A 15,266-nucleotide genomic window follows, 5' to 3' on the forward strand; every position below is an offset into this window, starting at 1 on the left:
CGGTGGCTCCCGGTCAATAAGTAGCGGGCGGCTTGCAGGCCGCCCGGAGAAATAGAGGCTAACGTTTACGCTTTCAGGCGGGTTTCGCACCCTGCAGCGGCGGCGCTTTGTTCTGCGCCGGTTTCACAATCAGCGTCAGCCACACCGAAACCAGCAGGGCCGATCCCATAAAGATGTAGGACGCGGACGGGCTGCCGGTGGCTCCATTAAGATAGCCGACAATCCATGAACCGATAAACGACCCCAGCGCACCCATACTGTTGATCAGCGCCATTGCGCCACCGGCGACATTGCGTGGCAGCATCTCAGGAATAATGGCGAAGAACGGTCCGTAAGGCGCATACATCGCGGCACCGGCAATCACTAACAGGGTGTAGGACATCCAGAAATTGTTCGATCCCACCAGATAAGAGCCGAGGAACGCCAGCGCGCCCACCAGCAGCAGCGGCCAGACGAACAGCTTACGGTTCTGGGTTTTATCCGACGCCCAGGAGACCACCACCATCGCAATGGTCGCCGCCAGATAAGGCACCGCAGAGAGCCAGCCCGCCTCTACCATACCCATCTGCGTGCCGTTACGCAGAATCGACGGCAGCCACAGCACAAAGCCATAGACGCCGATGCTCCAGGCAAAATATTGCAGGCAGAGAATGATCACGTTGCGGTTGCGGAACGCTTCGCTGTAGTTGCGCACCGCTTTAATATTTTCCTGCTCTTTCTGCAGTTCAGCCTGCAATGCCGCTTTCTCGGCATCGCTCATCCAGCGCGCCTGCGCCGGCTTATCCTGCACCAGGAACCACCAGGCGATCGCCCAGACCACCGCCGGAATCCCTTCGAAGATAAACATCTCACGCCAGCCAAACGATTCGATCAGATAGCCTGACACGACCGACATCCACAACACCGTGACCGGATTACCCAGGATCAGGAAGGTATTGGCGCGTGAACGTTCCGACTTGGTAAACCAGTTGCTGATGTAGATCAGCATCGCGGGCATCACCGCGGCTTCCACCACGCCCAGAATAAAGCGAATGGCCGCCAGCATCGGAATGTTGCTGACCACGCCGGTCAGTGAGGCACAGCCGCCCCACAGGATCAGGCACCAGAAGATCAGTTTCTTGACGCTGCGGCGTTCGGCGTAAATTGCACCCGGGATCTGGAAAAAGAAGTAACCCAGGAAGAACAGCGCACCCAGCAGCGAGGACATACCTTTGGTGATGCCGAGATCGTCATTAATCCCGGCAGCAGAAGCGAAGCTAAAATTTGCACGATCGAGATACGCCAGGCTGTAGGTGATAAACACGATGGGCATGATGAACCACCAGCGTTTTGGCGCGATTGTCTGCTTTTTCATCGGGAACTCCTGTGACTGTAGAGGGGCGCGAACTACACGTCGCCCAGTTGCTGACGCGTCGGCAGACCTTCGCTGTCACCAATGACCTGAATCGCCATCGAACCAATTTTGTTGCCGCGACGAATCGCCTGCGGCAGCGACTGACCTTCCAGCAGGGCGCTGATGACGCCAACGGCAAAGCCGTCTCCGGCGCCTACGGTATCCACCACGTTGTCGACTTTTATCGCCTCAACCTGGCCCTGCTCGCCCTGCGCCGTTTTATACCAGGCACCGTCACAACCGGTTTTAATCACGACCGCTTTCACGCCCTTATCGAGATAGAAATCCGCGATCGCTTCTGGCTGACGATAGCCGGTCAGAATCAGCCCCTCTTTTTCGCCCGGCAGTACCCAGTCGGCATACTCCGCCAGCAGATTGAGCTGCTTACGCATCTCCTCTTCGCTGCGCCACAGCACCGGCCGCAGGTTAGGGTCAAACGAGATAGTTTTACCGCGCGCACGCATCTCTTTGGCGGTGTGCTTCAGCATCTCCAGCGAACTCTCTGAAAGCGCCGCCGCCACACCGCTCAGGTGCAGATGACGCGCCGAACCAAAATAGTCCGCGTCAAAATCGTCGACCGACAGATGGCTGGCCGCCGAGCCTTTACGAAAATATTCCACCAGCGGATCAGAGCCGTCATCAACTTTGGACTTGAGCTGAAAACCGGTGGGATAGCGCTTATCGACCGTCACCCGGGCGTGGTCGATACCCTCTTTTTCCAGCTGCTGGCAGATAAACCGGCCAAAAGCGTCATCGCCAATACGACTGACCCAGCCCACTTTCAGGCCAAGACGAGCCAGGCCGGTCGCCACATTGAGTTCAGCGCCCGCCGCGCGTTTAACAAAGGTCTCTGCTGCGGCCAGGTCGCCGGTTTCACGCGCGATGAACATCGCCATCGCTTCACCGATAGTGACAACATCAAGCGGACCGTTGTGATGCATAGTGTGATGCGTGGTCATCTTCACTCCTTACACGTTACGCAGCAGCGACACGTAGTGGCGTGTCACCGCAGTCAGATCGTCGCCTTCCAGCGGAAATTCAATACCGCGCGGTGCCTGTGCGGGCAACTGTTGCAGCAGTGTGCGCCAGTGGTCATCAGCCTCATCCAGCGCAATCGCGCGGTAGCTATCCTGGTGCGCCACGGCGGCTTTGACATGCACATAGCCCACCTGCGCAGCCAGCTGTTGCGCCGCCTGATCGGCATCCTCACCGGTCCAGCACCAGTTACCCATATCAAAGGTCATGCTGATCGGCAGATCCGCTTCCCTGACCGCCGTGAAAAAGGCGACTGACGGAGCCAGTCGGCCATGCTCAGTCTGGTCGTTTTCTACCGTCAGCTGAAATGGCAGATCCGCCAGCAGCGCCTGCAACGCTTCGCGAGGCAGCGCACCGGTGAACTCTCCCAGCGCCACTTTTAGCCGCTGAGCGTTTAACTGGCGTGCTTCTTCAACGTAGTGGGTTATACGGGGATTGATTTCGCCGCCGTCACAAAACAGCGTATCGGGCACCGAATAGCTGCTGTGCAGCTGATGCTGCGCCACCGCCCGGGCCAGTGCCGGCAGATCGGCCAGTGCCGCGTCATCAAGCAGTTCGCGGCGGATTTCGACCCCTTCTGCGCCCGCCTGCTGGATAATCGGCAGCAGCGCACGCTGACCGCCGAGAGCGGCGATCTGTGCGTGGCCATATGCGGCGGTCACCACGATGATGTCAGGTTTCATGTTCTACTCCATGGCAGGGTTCTGCTCATAACGAATACAAAAACCCTAAATGGAACCGGTTCCAAAGCAAAGCAGCAAACTGTGAAATTATGATCGTGCTCACGAAGCGAGCACGTAAACGGAAGGTTAAATCTGAAATTCAGTTAAGAGGCTGGCTGGAGCCGCGAACGATAAGTTCGCCAGAGAAGACCTGCTCGGCAACCGGCAATCCGCTGCCTTCGATGCGCGCAATCAGGCGTTCCAGCGCACTGTAGCCAATCTGCCAGGTGGGCTGTTTCAGCGTGGTGATACCGACACCGGCCAGCGCCGCCCACTCCAGTTCGTCAAAACCGAGCAGGCCGATATCGCGGCCCCAGTGCAGATTGAGTCGCTGTAGCGATCGCGCTACCTGCAGGGTCAGCGCCCCGTTGGCGACCATCACTGCGCAACGTTTGCCGGTGTGACGCTGATGAAAGGCCAGCAGCGCCTGATCCAGCGCGGCGGGCTGATGCAGCGCCACCTCGGTATTCTCATGCTCAACCTGCGGATGCTCTGCCAGTAGCTGGCGGAAGGCCTGCAGGCGCTCACGGCGCGTGTTGACGCTGCCCAGCGGCTCGCTAAGAAACAGCAGCGCATCATAGCCATTGTCGACCAGATGCCGCGTTGCCGTTTCAGCTGCCTCGGCGTTATTCAGGCCTACCACATCGCAGGGAAAATCGGGGATTTTACGGTCAATCAGCACCATCGGCAGCAGGGATTGTTGCAGATGGTTCAGCACCTCTTCGCGCATCCCGACGGCGTTAACCACAATGCCCTCAACCTGATAGCTGCTCAGCAATTGCAGATAGTGCTGCTCCAGATCCACTTCGTTATTGGTATTACACATCAGCAGCGTGAAGCCCTGCTCGCGGCAGGCGGCTTCAATACCGCTCATGACATCAACAGAATAGGGATTGGTAATATCGGCGATAATCAGCCCGATCAGGCGGGTACGTCCGCGCTTCAGGCCACGCGCCATCTGACTCGGGCGATAGCTGAGATCAGCAATAGCCTGTTCGATCCGCGCTTTCAGACCGGCAGAGAGCAGATGCAGTTCACCATTGAGATAGCGTGAAACGCTGGTTTTACCGGTTCGTGCCGCGTGAGCAACATCGCTGATGGTGGCGCGAGGCGGCCTGATTTTCATGAGATATCCTGCGTAATAAGAAACCCGGCAGAGACTAGCACAAGCAAAGCCCGGCGCAAAAAGCGCTACGCCGGTAATTGCAGCCAGGGTTGCCACAGGGTCTGTAACGTTTCCGGCGGTGCACCATCAATCAGCCGGATGACCATTTCAGCCACCTGTTCACCGGCCTGATGCGGCGTCGCCTGACGAATGGCGACAATGGGATGATCGAGAATCGCATCTCGCGGCAATCCTTCCCAGCCCGCCAGCAGAATGGCACCCTCGCCCGCTGCACGCCCGGCCAGTTGCAGCGCCAGAGCCGCGCCTTCAGCCAGCGCAGCGCAGTCGGTGATGATCACTTCCGGTGCTGGCCCCTCTGCCAGCCACTCCCGGGTTTGCTGATAGCCGGCGCGACGCGACGGTGCCGCCATCGCGTAAGGCGTAACTTCCCCCAGCGCCGTCAGATAACCCTGACGCCGGTCACGCACCCGCGTACTGTTTTCATTGCTGCCAAGCCAGGCTATCCGCTGCCGTCCCTGCGCCAGCGACCAGCCCACCGCCAGCTGTGAACCGGCAAGGTGATCAACATCAAACCACGCATAGGTCGATGGCAGATCGCTGCGGCCCAGCGCCAGAAAACGAAAATTGGTCTGGAGCAGAGCATGAAGCCGACTGTCTTCTGGCGTGGTGTGGCCGACGATCAGGGCATCAACGGCACCACTGCGCAGCAGGCGTGTCAGCGTCGCCTGACTCTGCTGCTTATCCGCCAGCAACAGCAGGTTAATGTCATAACGGGCAAGGTGATGCTCCAGCGCCAGCAGCATGTCGCTGAAGTCGCTGCCATTCAGGGGAGAGGCACCGATCGGGTAGACGAACCCCACCGCGTTAGCACGGCCGGTTTTCAGACGCCGGGCCGCCGCATTAGGCCGGTAGCCACGCCGCTGCGCTTCCTCTTCGATGCGTTTACGCGTCTCCTGAGCGACATCCTGATAACCGTTGAGGGCGCGGCTGACGGTCGTTACGGAAAGACCTAAAACCGCAGCGATGGCTTTAAGAGACATGGGAAGGCGTCCATTGATCAATTTTTGATCAGACTACCATAAAGCCTCTGCTGGCTCTATTCGCAGAAACATTACTGATACTTTTAACGCGATGCTTTACAGAAAAAAGGCGCCCCCGGGCGGGGGCGACCGCGTTTATCCCAGCGGGCTGAGCGTGATCTCAACACGACGATTTTGCGCTTTGCCTGCTTCGGTGCTGTTGCTGGCAACCGGGTTATCCGGGCCTGCACCTTGGGTGCGCAGGCGATCGCTGGCAACACCCTGCACGATCAACGCGCTGGCGACGCTTTCAGCACGCTGCTGTGACAGACGCATGTTCAGCGCGCGGGTGCCGGTGCTGTCGGTATAACCCACTACGTTTACCGCGGTTTTCGGATACTCTTTCAGCACCATTGAAACACCTGTCAGGGTGTTCGCGCCGGCAGGTTTCAGATTGCTGCTGCTGGAGTCGAAGGTGACATTGTTTGGCATATTCAGGACGATGTTATCGCCATTACGGGTCACGCTGACGCCCGTTCCGCGCATCTTGTCGCGCAGTTTCGCTTCCTGCACATCCATGTAGTAGCCCACGCCACCGCCCAGTGCGGCTCCGCCAGCAGCACCAATCAGCGCACCTTTACGGCGATCTTTCTTTGACGAGGAGAGTACACCGACACCGGCACCCACTAACGCACCCAGGCCTGCGCCCACACCTGACTTACCCGCCTGAGATTCGCCGGTGTAAGGATTGGTGGTACAACCTGGCAGGGCCAGACTGCCGCTTAATAACAAGGTGATGGCGATTAATTTCTTCTGCATTTTTGTTCCCTTACATTCGACACACAGGGGAAAACCTTTCCCATAAGTGGCACGATTATGCCGCCTGGTGGCCGGGAATGTAGTGAGGAAAAATCCTGATTTAGCGGGAATTACGCCTTTTGGTTGTCAGGATGGCAAAAACAGTTGCTCTGATGATCGTTTATCAGCCCGCAGGCCTGCATAAAGGAGTAGCAGATTGTGGGGCCGATGAATTTGAAACCACGCTGCTTTAGCGCCTTCGAGAGCGCAATGGCCTGCTCTGAGGTAGTAGGAGCCTGGCTATAGTCAGGATAATGGTGAACGATTTGCACGTTATCGACAAATTGCCAGACGAAGTGGCTGAAATCCTCTCCTTTTGCTTCCATCTGAAGACAAGCACGGGCGTTGGCGATAATCGCCGCGATTTTACCGGCGTGGCGGATAATACCGCTGTTGAGCATCAGCGTGTCGATCTCTGCCGCATCCATCAACGCTATGGCCTGCGGATCAAACTGGTGAAACGCCGCCCGATAGTTTTCCCGCTTTTTCAGCACGGTAATCCAGGATAACCCCGCCTGCTGTCCTTCCAGACAGAGCATCTCAAACAGCGCACGCTTGTCTCTCTGTGCCACACCCCACTCCCTGTCGTGATAAGCCAGATAGAGGGGATCCTGCGTTACCCAACCACATCGTTGCATCGCTTTGTTCCTTTATAACAAGAATATTTTAGCGGTCCGCTTGATCTTAGAATTAATCGGTTGATAGTTAAACGATCACCGGTTAAATAACAGAGACGGGCCGAAATTTAATTTAAACGCCGGATAATAACTTCAGCCTTGCCTGGAGAAGCGATGTTGCCGAGAAGCGGTTGGAAAGGTCTGCGGATCTGCTGTGCTGTATGGCTGTTAATCTTAACGCAACCGACTTTTGCGCGCGGCGGCATCTCTGCGCCTCAACATCCCGACTTTCTGCCCGACTACGATACGATTCTGGCGGAGAAGATCGCCCTGACGCCACTCGCCTTCAGCGATGAGAGCCGCGCCCTGTTTGAAGCCGCCATCAACTCTCCCACCGCGCCCCCCATCGCCGTCCACAGTGAAACCGGCAGCGTAGGCACTACCCCGCTGGGAAAACGCTATCGGGCTGGGGTTGACCTGCCCATTGCCCCGTCATTTACCACCGGGCCGGTGGCGCAGTATGCCGTTGATCCGCAGCAGATGAACTGTCTGCAATGTGACTACAGCGATCAACAGAGTCGTGAGCAGAGCGCCAGCGTCGGCTGGCGCATCGATTCACAGCAGGGATGGATATCGCCCTGGGCGCAGCTGAGTTATCACTATCTGCTGGCAGACACGCCGCAGAATTCCCGGCGTGAGGCGACGAACGGCACCGATCAGTCCGAAGGCATCGATCTGAGCATCGGTGCACAAGTGCCTCTGAACGATAATCTGGCGGCTTTCGCCGCGTTTTCACAAAGCGAAGCGCTGAATAACCAGGAGCAGCAACTTTATACCTTTGGCTTCAGCGCCAGCTTCTGACCGGGGCATGAAAAGAGAAAGGGAATCGGGCGTTTAAAATATAATGAGTCCGCTAATCATTATACTGGTAACACTATGCGCAACGATTTGACAATTATTGGCCGTGAAATGACGGTCTTCATACTGGCAGCACTCTTTCTCGCTCTGATGATATTGCCCATCTATATTGATGTGGCCTGGATGAATGATGCGCTGCACGAAACTTCTTTTACTGAAACCACCCAGGAAATCATGCTGGCGGTGATTGCCGCCCTGTTCTTTATTGCGGCCCAGCGCCGTCCGGCTCAGCGCGGCGCGCTGACCTTAGTGGCGGGCTTCTATAGCTGTATGCTGATCCGTGAGCTCGACTTTGTGTTTGATGCCATCCAGCATGGCAGCTGGATCTGGTTCGCCCTGGCGGTGACGGCCGGTTGTCTGGCCGTCGCGCTGCGGACGCCGAAAAAAACCCTGCATGCGCTGGCCAGGCTGCTGCAACACCGCAGCTGGCCGGTGATGGCCTCCGGCTTTTTAGTGGTGCTGGTCTTCTCACGACTGTTTGGTATTCATGCGTTGTGGCAGCACCTGATGCTGGGGGGATTACAACCGCGTGGTGAAAAACATGGCCGAAGAGGGTACCGAACTGCTGGGTTACGGCCTGTGCTGGCTGGCCTCGGTTCGCTATCTATGGCAGACCCGTCCGGCCGCTGTCGCCGTCAGCGTGCACGCCACCGAATCTGCACCGGCCCGTCACGCCACTTCTCCGGTCACCTCGCACTGATCCGCACTCTTGCTTTTTAAGCGATCCGCATCATTAAAAAAGGTACAATAAACACTTCTGCGTCGGCGACGGGTTCCCGGCGCAAGGTGTTCGTTAACCTCAGGTCTTTTCATGTCAGCTAAAATCTTAACTTCAACGCTCATTGGCCTGGATGCCTTCCGACAGGATCCGCTGACTGCCCTGCAGCAGGCGGAAAAGGGCACGCTGGCGGTGTTAGATAATTATGCGCCGGTGATGTACGCCATCACACCTAAGCGTCTGGCTGAGCTGCTGGCGCTGGAAGCCGCCGCCCGGCAGCCGAATGATGTGGCGCTGGATGACAGCCTGTATGACGATTCCCCCCGCCGCGATCCATACGCCGGCAGGTAAGTTCGCCATGTATCAGGGCTGGCAGCCGGATGCCGACTTTACGCGCCAGGCCGCGATCTGGGGTGTGTCGCTGGGCGAACCGGTGACCCCCAGCGAGCTGGCGGCCTTTGTGGCTTACTGGCAGGCGGAAGGCCGGATGTTCCATCATGTACAGTGGCAACAGAAACTGGCACGCAGCATTCAGATGAACCGTGCCGCAAACGGCGGGCAACCGAAGCGTGATATCACGCAGTTGCCCGATCCTGACCGTACCATTCCCGATGGTTTCCGAGGTGAATGATGAAAACGCCAAACGATCTCTTTAACCGTCTGAAAAAAATGATGCCCGCAGGCACCCGTCCTAAATTTGCCAATGGCGAAGAGCTACTGGCGTGGAATCAGGAGCAGGGTCGTCTGCGATCAGAGGCGATTGTGCGTGAGAATCGCGCAATGAAAATGCAGCGCGTAATGGGCCGTTCCGGCATTCGAGAGCTGCATATGAACTGCTCATTTGATAATTACCGGGTAGAGAATGAGGGACAGCGCAAGGCGCTGGAACTGGCGCGTCAGTATGCCGCTGAATTTGATGGCAGCATCGCCAGTTTTGTCTTTTCAGGCCGTCCCGGCACCGGTAAAAACCATCTGGCCGCCGCGATTGGCAACGACCTGATCCTGCGCGGTAAAAGCGTGCTGATCGTGACAGTTGCCGATCTGATGTCGAGCATGAAGGGCACCTTCAGCGGCAGCAGCGGCATTACCGAAGAGCGGCTGATTCAGGATCTCAGCAGTGTTGATCTGCTGGTGATTGATGAGATCGGTATGCAGAGTGAATCGCGCTACGAAAAAGTGATTATTAACCAGATTGTCGATCGCCGATCCTCCTCGAAACGCCCGACCGGCATGTTATCTAACCTCGACCATGCGGGCATGAATACGCTGCTGGGCGAACGTGTCATGGACCGTATGCGCCTCGGCAACAGCCTGTGGGTGCGCTTCGACTGGGAAAGCTATCGCAGTCGGGTACGCGGCGACGAATATTAAACAGTGACCCGGCAGCGCCGGGTCACTGCGCTCATCGGGCCTGAAGCCCCTCGTCATAACGACGAGCTATACCGCCTTTGCCTTTCCGCCCATGCCCGGCGCAGCCGGACGCGCTGAGTCAGGATCATTCCGACGTCCGGCCACTGGTGCAGCAGAAAACCCGGCATTAATCCCACGATCTGATCGCGGTCACGATCTTAGCCACAGGCGATCGGGTTGTGTGAAACCGCCCGCAAAAGTGTGGGATGTGGAATACGTATGGGCTGATACACTCAATTCTTACTCCTCTGTTGAGTGAACCCGTAATGAAAACGAACGGCAAAGGCCCGGCACTACTGCGACTGAATAACCAGAAACGGGTGATGACTCAGCTGCGTAAGCTGCGCGTGACGTCGCGTCAGGATCTGGCGGAGGCGCTGACACTAAGCAAAAACACCGTCTCATTAATCATTGATGACCTGCTGGAGCAGGGCCTGATAGAGGAGCTGGGGCCGGTCAGCGTCGCGTCCGCCGGACGGCCTAAAATCGGGATTACCCTGCGACCGGAAAAGCTCAAGAGCGCAGGCATCATGGTGGAACGCAACGTTATCCACTGGCGGGTCTGCGACTATTTTTCACAGGTGCTGGCTGAAAAGACGCTGCGCACCGATACCAGTAACCCGACCCGACTGCTGGCTGAGCTGGCGATGCTGTGCCGGGAACTGGTGAAAAGCTATCCTGATTTGCTCGGCATTGGCCTGGGTTTTCCCGGTATCGTCGATCCCCGGCGCGGCTGGATGCATATTTCATTGCCCCTCGAATGGCAGGATGTTGACCTGCTGGGCGCGCTGAGTAAGCACGTCAGTCTCCCCATCCGCATTATGAATAATGTCAAAGCCGCTGCGCTGCTGGCGGTACAGCTGCGTGGATTATCAGTGGAGAGCGGTCACTTTTATCTGCGTATTTCCGAGGGAATTGGCGGCGCACTGGTACAGCATGGTGAAGTATTTACCGGGCACAGCTGGACGGCGGGCGAGGCGGGACATCTGGTTGTCCAGCCCGACGGCCCGCGTTGCAGCTGTGGCCGCCGCGGTTGCCTGGAAGCGCTGGTCAGCCAGCCTGCGGTTAAACAGCAGCTGGCGCAGCGTCAGCCTGGCCTGAGCTGGCAGAACCGCGACAGCGCGCCACGGGTGGTGGATGAGGTGATGGCGCAGGCGGGTGGCTATCTGGGTGCGGCGCTGAGTCAGATTATGCTGCTGCTCAATCCCGCCACCATCATCATTGATTGTCCGTGGAACGCCAGTGAAGTCTTCTGCAAGGCGGTGCGCACTACCGCACACGGCAACGCGCTGGCCTTTACCGCCGCACATACCCTGCTGCACTTTCCTGAGCAGCGGATCGATCCGGCCAACGGGCTGGCGCTGGCGGTGCTGGAGCAGAGTGAGCAGCGGATGATCTAGTGGCTCAAGCCGCCCTGATTCATCCGGTATCCATCCACCTCAGACTGAACGCTTCCTGCTACAACACATTCTCCCCAAAATGCTGGCGATACTCTTTTGGCGTGGTGTCGTAGCTTTTGCGGAAGACTGAGTAGAAATACTGCAACGAAGGATAGCCGCACATCTGCGAGATCTCGTTGATGTTGAGCGATGAAGAGGCCAGCAGTTCGCGCGCTTTTTCCAGTTTTTCACGGTGGATCATCGCATGGAGGGTGTCGCCGGTCTCATCCCGAAAGCGTTTTTCCAGATTAGAGCGCGACAGCCCGACTGCATCCAGCACCTGCTCCACTTTGATCCCCTTACAGGCGTTGAAGCGGATGTAGTGCATCGCCTGAATCACCGCCGGATCGCGCAGCGAGCGGAAGTCGGTAGAGCGCCGGGCGATGACTTTCACCGGCGGCACCAGGATACGCTGAAGCGGTAAGGGCTGCTTATCCAGCAGCCGATGCAGCAGTTTGGCCGCCTGATAGCCCATCTGCCGTGAGCCCTGCGCCACGGACGAGAGCGCCACGCGTGACAGATAGCGGGTCAGCTCCTCATTATCAATCCCGATCACCGTAAGCTTCTCCGGCACCGGTATTTTCAGGTGTTCGCACGCCTGCAGCAGGTGTCGCGCCCGTGAATCCGTGACGGCGATAATGCCGGTTTGCGGCGGCAGCGTCTGCAGCCAGTCGGCGAGACGGTTCTGGGCGTGTTGCCAGTTTTCCGGCGCGGTTTCCATGCCCTGATAGACCACGCCCTGATAGCGCTCACGTCCCACCAGCTGGCGAAACGCCTGTTCACGCTCCTGTGCCCAGCGCTTGCCGCTGGAGGCCGGTAAACCATAAAAGGCAAAGCGATTAATGCCCTTCTCTTTCAGATGCAGAAAGGCTTTCTCCACCAGCGCGGCGTTGTCAGTCGCGATGTAGTGCACCGGCGGATAATCCTCCTGCCGATGATAAGAGCCGCCAACGCCGACAATCGGCACGGAAACATTCGACAGCAGGGTTTCGATGGAGCGATCGTCGTAATCGGCGATCACCCCATCGCCCAGCCACTCCCGGATGTTGTCGATGCGGCAGCGGAAATCTTCTTCGATGAAGATATCCCAGTCAGTCTGCGACGCCTGCAGATACTCACCGACGCCCTCCACAACCTGACGGTCATACACTTTGTTGGCGTTAAACAGCAGGGTAATGCGATAGCGTTTCTCATGCATGATGGCGCGTTCCCTTAAATCCTCAGCGCATTGCATAACACGGCTGAAAGGGGCAAAAAAATTGTTTGCGCCACAATGTGATCGCCCGCGCGATTACACCCGACGCCGCGTTGCCGTATCCATCCACACCGCCAGCAGCAGAATCGCGCCTTTAACGATGTACTGCCAGAAAGTCGGCACATCCATCATGCTCATGCCGTTATCCAGCGAGGCCATAATAAACGCCCCCATTACCGCGCCCGCAACCGAACCCACACCACCCGCCAGGCTGGTGCCGCCGATCACACAGGCGGCGATAGCGTCGAGTTCCGCAATATTACCCGCCGACGGCGAGCCTGCGCCCAGTCGTGAACTGAGGATCAGCCCGGCAATCGCCACCATCACACCGTTGATGGCAAACACCGCCAGCTTGGTGCGCGCCACGTTAATGCCAGACAGGCGCGCAGCATCAATGTTGCCGCCGATGGCGTAGATACGACGGCCAAACGCGGTGCGGGTTGCCATAAACATGCCCGCCAGCAACAGCACGGCCAGCAGTAACACCGGGGTCGGCACGCCGCGATAGTCGTTGAGCAACCAGATGGCACCCAGCACTAAGATGGCGATGATCGCCTGACGCCCGACGGTGCCGCTGGCTGCGCCCTGCGCCAGTCCGAGCTGCTGACGACGCAGCCGCAGCCGCCACTGCCACAACATAAACAACGCCAGACCGGCAAAGCCAAAGCCGAAACCGACGCCGCCCGGCAGATAACTCTGACCAATCTGCGACATGCCTGGCGTGATCGGCGCAACCGTAGTGCCATCGGTAATTCCGACCAGAACACCGCGGAAAGCCAGCATTCCCGCCAGCGTCACGATAAACGAAGGCACTTTACGGTAGGCCACCCACCAGCCATTCCACGTGCCAAGCAGCAATCCCATCACCAGCGTCACCACGATGGTCAGCGGCAACGGCCAGCCGAGCCAGACGTCGAATATCGCCGCCGCGCCACCCAGCAGGCCCATCATGGAACCTACTGACAGGTCGATCTCCGCCGAGATAATTACGAACACCATACCCACGGCCAGAATGCCGGTAATGGCGGTCTGACGCAGCAGGTTGGAGACGTTACGCGCACTGAGCCACGAGCCGTCTGTGGTCCAGGTAAAGAACAGGGCAATCAGCACAATTGCGCCCAGCATCACCAGAACCTGCAGATTAGGCAGTGTGAACCTGCCCGGTGACGGTTTGCCCGGCGTGACGGAGAGGCGGCTTTGGGTACTTTCACTTTTAAGCATAATGTTCACTCCGCAGGGCAGCTTCCATCACCTGCTCCTGAGTCAGGTTATCGTTAATCAAATCGGCTTTGATCTGCCCTTCATGCATCACCAGCACCCGATCGCTCAGGCCCAGCACTTCCGGCAGCTCAGAGGAAATCACAATCACCGCGATACCCTGCTGAACCAGTGCATTGATCAGCAGGTAGATCTCCTGACGTGCGCCCACATCAATGCCGCGCGTCGGTTCATCAAGGATCAGGATTTTTGGATTGAGCAGCAGACATTTCGCCAGAATCGCTTTCTGCTGGTTGCCGCCGCTTAAACGGCCAATCGGCAGTTCTGATGAGGAGGTTTTCACCCGCAGCCGACCGATCGCGTCATTGATCGCCTGCTGCTCCTGCGCTTCATCCAGCGTTGAGAGCCGGTGGCTGAACTGGTCCAGCGCCGCCAGGGTAATATTTTTGCCCACCGCCATCAGCGGCACGATGCCATCTTTTTTTACGATCTTCCGGCACCATCGCGATGCCGTGCGCAATGGCGGCGCGGCAATCGGTGATGTTGACCTGTTTGCCATTGATCCAGATATCGCCCTGCCAGCGCCCCGGCCAGACGCCAAACAGACATTGGACTGTCTCAGTCCTGCCCGCGCCCACCAGCCCGGCGATGCCGAGGATTTCACCGCGTCTGAGCGAGAACGAGACATTGTTAACGCGGCGGATGTGGCGGTTAACCGGATGCCAGGCGGTGAGGTTTTCAACTTTCAGTATCACGTCGCCAATCTGATGCGGCGCGTGGGGATAGAGCGCGGTCAGCTCACGCCCCACCATCATGGTGATGATGTCATCTTCGCTCAGGCCCGCTGCCGGACGGGTAGCAATATGCTGACCGTCACGAATCACGCAGATGGTGTCGGAGATCGCCTTAACCTCATTCAGCTTGTGCGAGATGTAGATGCAGGCGATGCCGTGTTCACGCAGATTACGGATGATGCCGAGCAGCACGTCCGTTTCCTGCTCCGTCAGGGAAGAGGTCGGCTCATCCAGAATCAGCAGCCGGACCTGTTTGTTAAGTGCGCGGGCAATCTCCACCAGTTGCTGCTGCCCAAGGCCTAACTCACCGACCCGGGTGGCGGGAGAGACGTTCAGCCCGACCCGCGCCAGCAGTTGCTGGCAGCGCAGGGTCATGGTTTCATCATCCACCATGCCGAAACGGCTCAGTTCGGCACCGAGGAAAATGTTCTCCATCACCGTCAGTTGCCGCACCAGCGCCAGCTCCTGATGAATAATCACAATGCCTTTACGCTCGGTATCGCGAATGGTCTGCGCCTGAATGTCGTCGCCAGAGAAGTGAATCTGCCCTTCAAAATCGCCGTGCGGATAGAGTCCGCACAGGATTTTCATCAGCGTCGATTTGCCTGATCCATTCTCACCACACAGCGACATCACTTCGCCCGCCTCAAGTTGCAGGCTGACATCATTCAGCGCCTTCACGGCACCGAAACGCTTGGTGATATTTTTCATTTCCAGCAGCATCGACTGTTCTCCCTCACACTA

Annotated in this window: 12 protein-coding genes and 3 pseudogenes; 5 read left to right on the forward strand and 10 right to left on the reverse strand. The window is 57.8% G+C overall.

Going from position 1 to position 15,266, the window contains the following annotated elements:
• Positions 1-73 precede the first annotated feature (73 nt).
• The 7 genes from JNO11_RS19405 to JNO11_RS19435 form a co-directional block, all read right to left on the reverse strand.
• Positions 74-1,354, reverse strand: a complete 1,281-nt coding sequence (locus JNO11_RS19405; protein ID WP_010258909.1) for an MFS transporter — start codon at positions 1,352-1,354, stop codon at positions 74-76.
• A gap of 32 nt (positions 1,355-1,386) precedes the next feature.
• Positions 1,387-2,352, reverse strand: coding sequence for a sugar kinase (locus tag JNO11_RS19410; RefSeq protein ID WP_325177619.1), 966 nt, complete (start codon positions 2,350-2,352; stop codon positions 1,387-1,389).
• Positions 2,353-2,361: 9 nt separating this feature from the next.
• Positions 2,362-3,111 (reverse strand): sugar phosphate isomerase/epimerase, encoded by a 750-nt coding sequence (locus JNO11_RS19415; RefSeq protein WP_325177620.1) that lies wholly within the window; start codon positions 3,109-3,111, stop codon positions 2,362-2,364.
• A gap of 139 nt (positions 3,112-3,250) precedes the next feature.
• Complete coding sequence (locus JNO11_RS19420; protein ID WP_061703507.1) at positions 3,251-4,276, reverse strand: LacI family DNA-binding transcriptional regulator; 1,026 nt, start codon at positions 4,274-4,276, stop codon at positions 3,251-3,253.
• 65 nt (positions 4,277-4,341) lie between these two features.
• The gene (locus JNO11_RS19425; RefSeq protein WP_325177621.1) at positions 4,342-5,316 is read right to left on the reverse strand and encodes a LacI family DNA-binding transcriptional regulator; all 975 of its coding nucleotides are present in this window, start codon (positions 5,314-5,316) and stop codon (positions 4,342-4,344) included.
• A 135-nt stretch (positions 5,317-5,451) separates the two neighbouring features.
• Positions 5,452-6,114, reverse strand: a complete 663-nt coding sequence (locus tag JNO11_RS19430) for an OmpA family lipoprotein (protein ID WP_010258904.1) — start codon at positions 6,112-6,114, stop codon at positions 5,452-5,454.
• 110 nt (positions 6,115-6,224) lie between these two features.
• Positions 6,225-6,791, reverse strand: a complete 567-nt coding sequence (locus JNO11_RS19435) for a DNA-3-methyladenine glycosylase I (RefSeq protein WP_122889777.1) — start codon at positions 6,789-6,791, stop codon at positions 6,225-6,227.
• Positions 6,792-6,944: 153 nt separating this feature from the next.
• On the opposite strand from JNO11_RS19435, the gene JNO11_RS19440 reads away from it, so the two are divergent.
• From JNO11_RS19440 to JNO11_RS19460, 5 genes and pseudogenes are all read left to right on the forward strand, one after another.
• Positions 6,945-7,631 (forward strand): autotransporter, encoded by a 687-nt coding sequence (locus tag JNO11_RS19440; RefSeq protein WP_325177622.1) that lies wholly within the window; start codon positions 6,945-6,947, stop codon positions 7,629-7,631.
• Positions 7,632-7,706: 75 nt separating this feature from the next.
• Positions 7,707-8,388 (forward strand): annotated as a pseudogene (locus tag JNO11_RS19445) (hypothetical protein).
• 111 nt (positions 8,389-8,499) lie between these two features.
• Positions 8,500-9,037 (forward strand): annotated as a pseudogene (dnaT, locus tag JNO11_RS19450) (primosomal protein DnaT).
• Positions 9,037-9,777: a DNA replication protein DnaC gene (gene dnaC, locus JNO11_RS19455; protein ID WP_010258898.1), complete on the forward strand. Its 741-nt coding sequence runs from the start codon at positions 9,037-9,039 to the stop codon at positions 9,775-9,777. The pseudogene dnaT and the gene dnaC overlap by 1 nt, the downstream one beginning before the upstream one ends.
• A gap of 305 nt (positions 9,778-10,082) precedes the next feature.
• On the forward strand, positions 10,083-11,216 hold the full coding sequence (locus tag JNO11_RS19460) for an ROK family transcriptional regulator (RefSeq protein WP_182500906.1): 1,134 nt from the start codon (positions 10,083-10,085) through the stop codon (positions 11,214-11,216).
• A gap of 58 nt (positions 11,217-11,274) precedes the next feature.
• On the opposite strand, the gene xylR is transcribed toward JNO11_RS19460, so the two are convergent.
• The 3 genes and pseudogenes from xylR to JNO11_RS19475 form a co-directional block, all read right to left on the reverse strand.
• Positions 11,275-12,453, reverse strand: a complete 1,179-nt coding sequence (gene xylR, locus JNO11_RS19465) for a D-xylose utilization transcriptional activator XylR (protein WP_010258893.1) — start codon at positions 12,451-12,453, stop codon at positions 11,275-11,277.
• Between the two features lie 93 nt (positions 12,454-12,546).
• Positions 12,547-13,731, reverse strand: a complete 1,185-nt coding sequence (xylH, locus tag JNO11_RS19470; protein WP_325177623.1) for a xylose ABC transporter permease XylH — start codon at positions 13,729-13,731, stop codon at positions 12,547-12,549.
• Positions 13,724-15,245 (reverse strand): annotated as a pseudogene (locus tag JNO11_RS19475) (xylose ABC transporter ATP-binding protein). Before JNO11_RS19475 ends, xylH begins: the two are co-directional and overlap by 8 nt.
• Between the last annotated feature and the right edge of the window lie 21 nt (positions 15,246-15,266).

Source organism: Pantoea sp. 1B4, from assembly GCF_016925765.1.
GTDB classification, from domain to species: Bacteria; Pseudomonadota; Gammaproteobacteria; order Enterobacterales; family Enterobacteriaceae; genus Pantoea; species Pantoea agglomerans.

Bases quoted from the DNA above. Each gene is read 5' to 3' on its own strand.
- JNO11_RS19405 (WP_010258909.1), bottom strand. From the start codon at position 1,354: ATGAAAAAGCAGACAATCGCGCCAAAACGCTGGTGGTTCATCATGCCC.
- JNO11_RS19410 (WP_325177619.1), bottom strand. From the start codon at position 2,352: ATGACCACGCATCACACTATGCATCACAACGGTCCGCTTGATGTTGTC.
- JNO11_RS19415 (WP_325177620.1), bottom strand. From the start codon at position 3,111: ATGAAACCTGACATCATCGTGGTGACCGCCGCATATGGCCACGCACAG.
- JNO11_RS19420 (WP_061703507.1), bottom strand. From the start codon at position 4,276: ATGAAAATCAGGCCGCCTCGCGCCACCATCAGCGATGTTGCTCACGCG.
- JNO11_RS19425 (WP_325177621.1), bottom strand. From the start codon at position 5,316: ATGTCTCTTAAAGCCATCGCTGCGGTTTTAGGTCTTTCCGTAACGACC.
- JNO11_RS19430 (WP_010258904.1), bottom strand. From the start codon at position 6,114: ATGCAGAAGAAATTAATCGCCATCACCTTGTTATTAAGCGGCAGTCTG.
- JNO11_RS19435 (WP_122889777.1), bottom strand. From the start codon at position 6,791: ATGCAACGATGTGGTTGGGTAACGCAGGATCCCCTCTATCTGGCTTAT.
- JNO11_RS19440 (WP_325177622.1), top strand. From the start codon at position 6,945: ATGTTGCCGAGAAGCGGTTGGAAAGGTCTGCGGATCTGCTGTGCTGTA.
- dnaC (WP_010258898.1), top strand. From the start codon at position 9,037: ATGAAAACGCCAAACGATCTCTTTAACCGTCTGAAAAAAATGATGCCC.
- JNO11_RS19460 (WP_182500906.1), top strand. From the start codon at position 10,083: ATGAAAACGAACGGCAAAGGCCCGGCACTACTGCGACTGAATAACCAG.
- xylR (WP_010258893.1), bottom strand. From the start codon at position 12,453: ATGCATGAGAAACGCTATCGCATTACCCTGCTGTTTAACGCCAACAAA.
- xylH (WP_325177623.1), bottom strand. From the start codon at position 13,731: ATGCTTAAAAGTGAAAGTACCCAAAGCCGCCTCTCCGTCACGCCGGGC.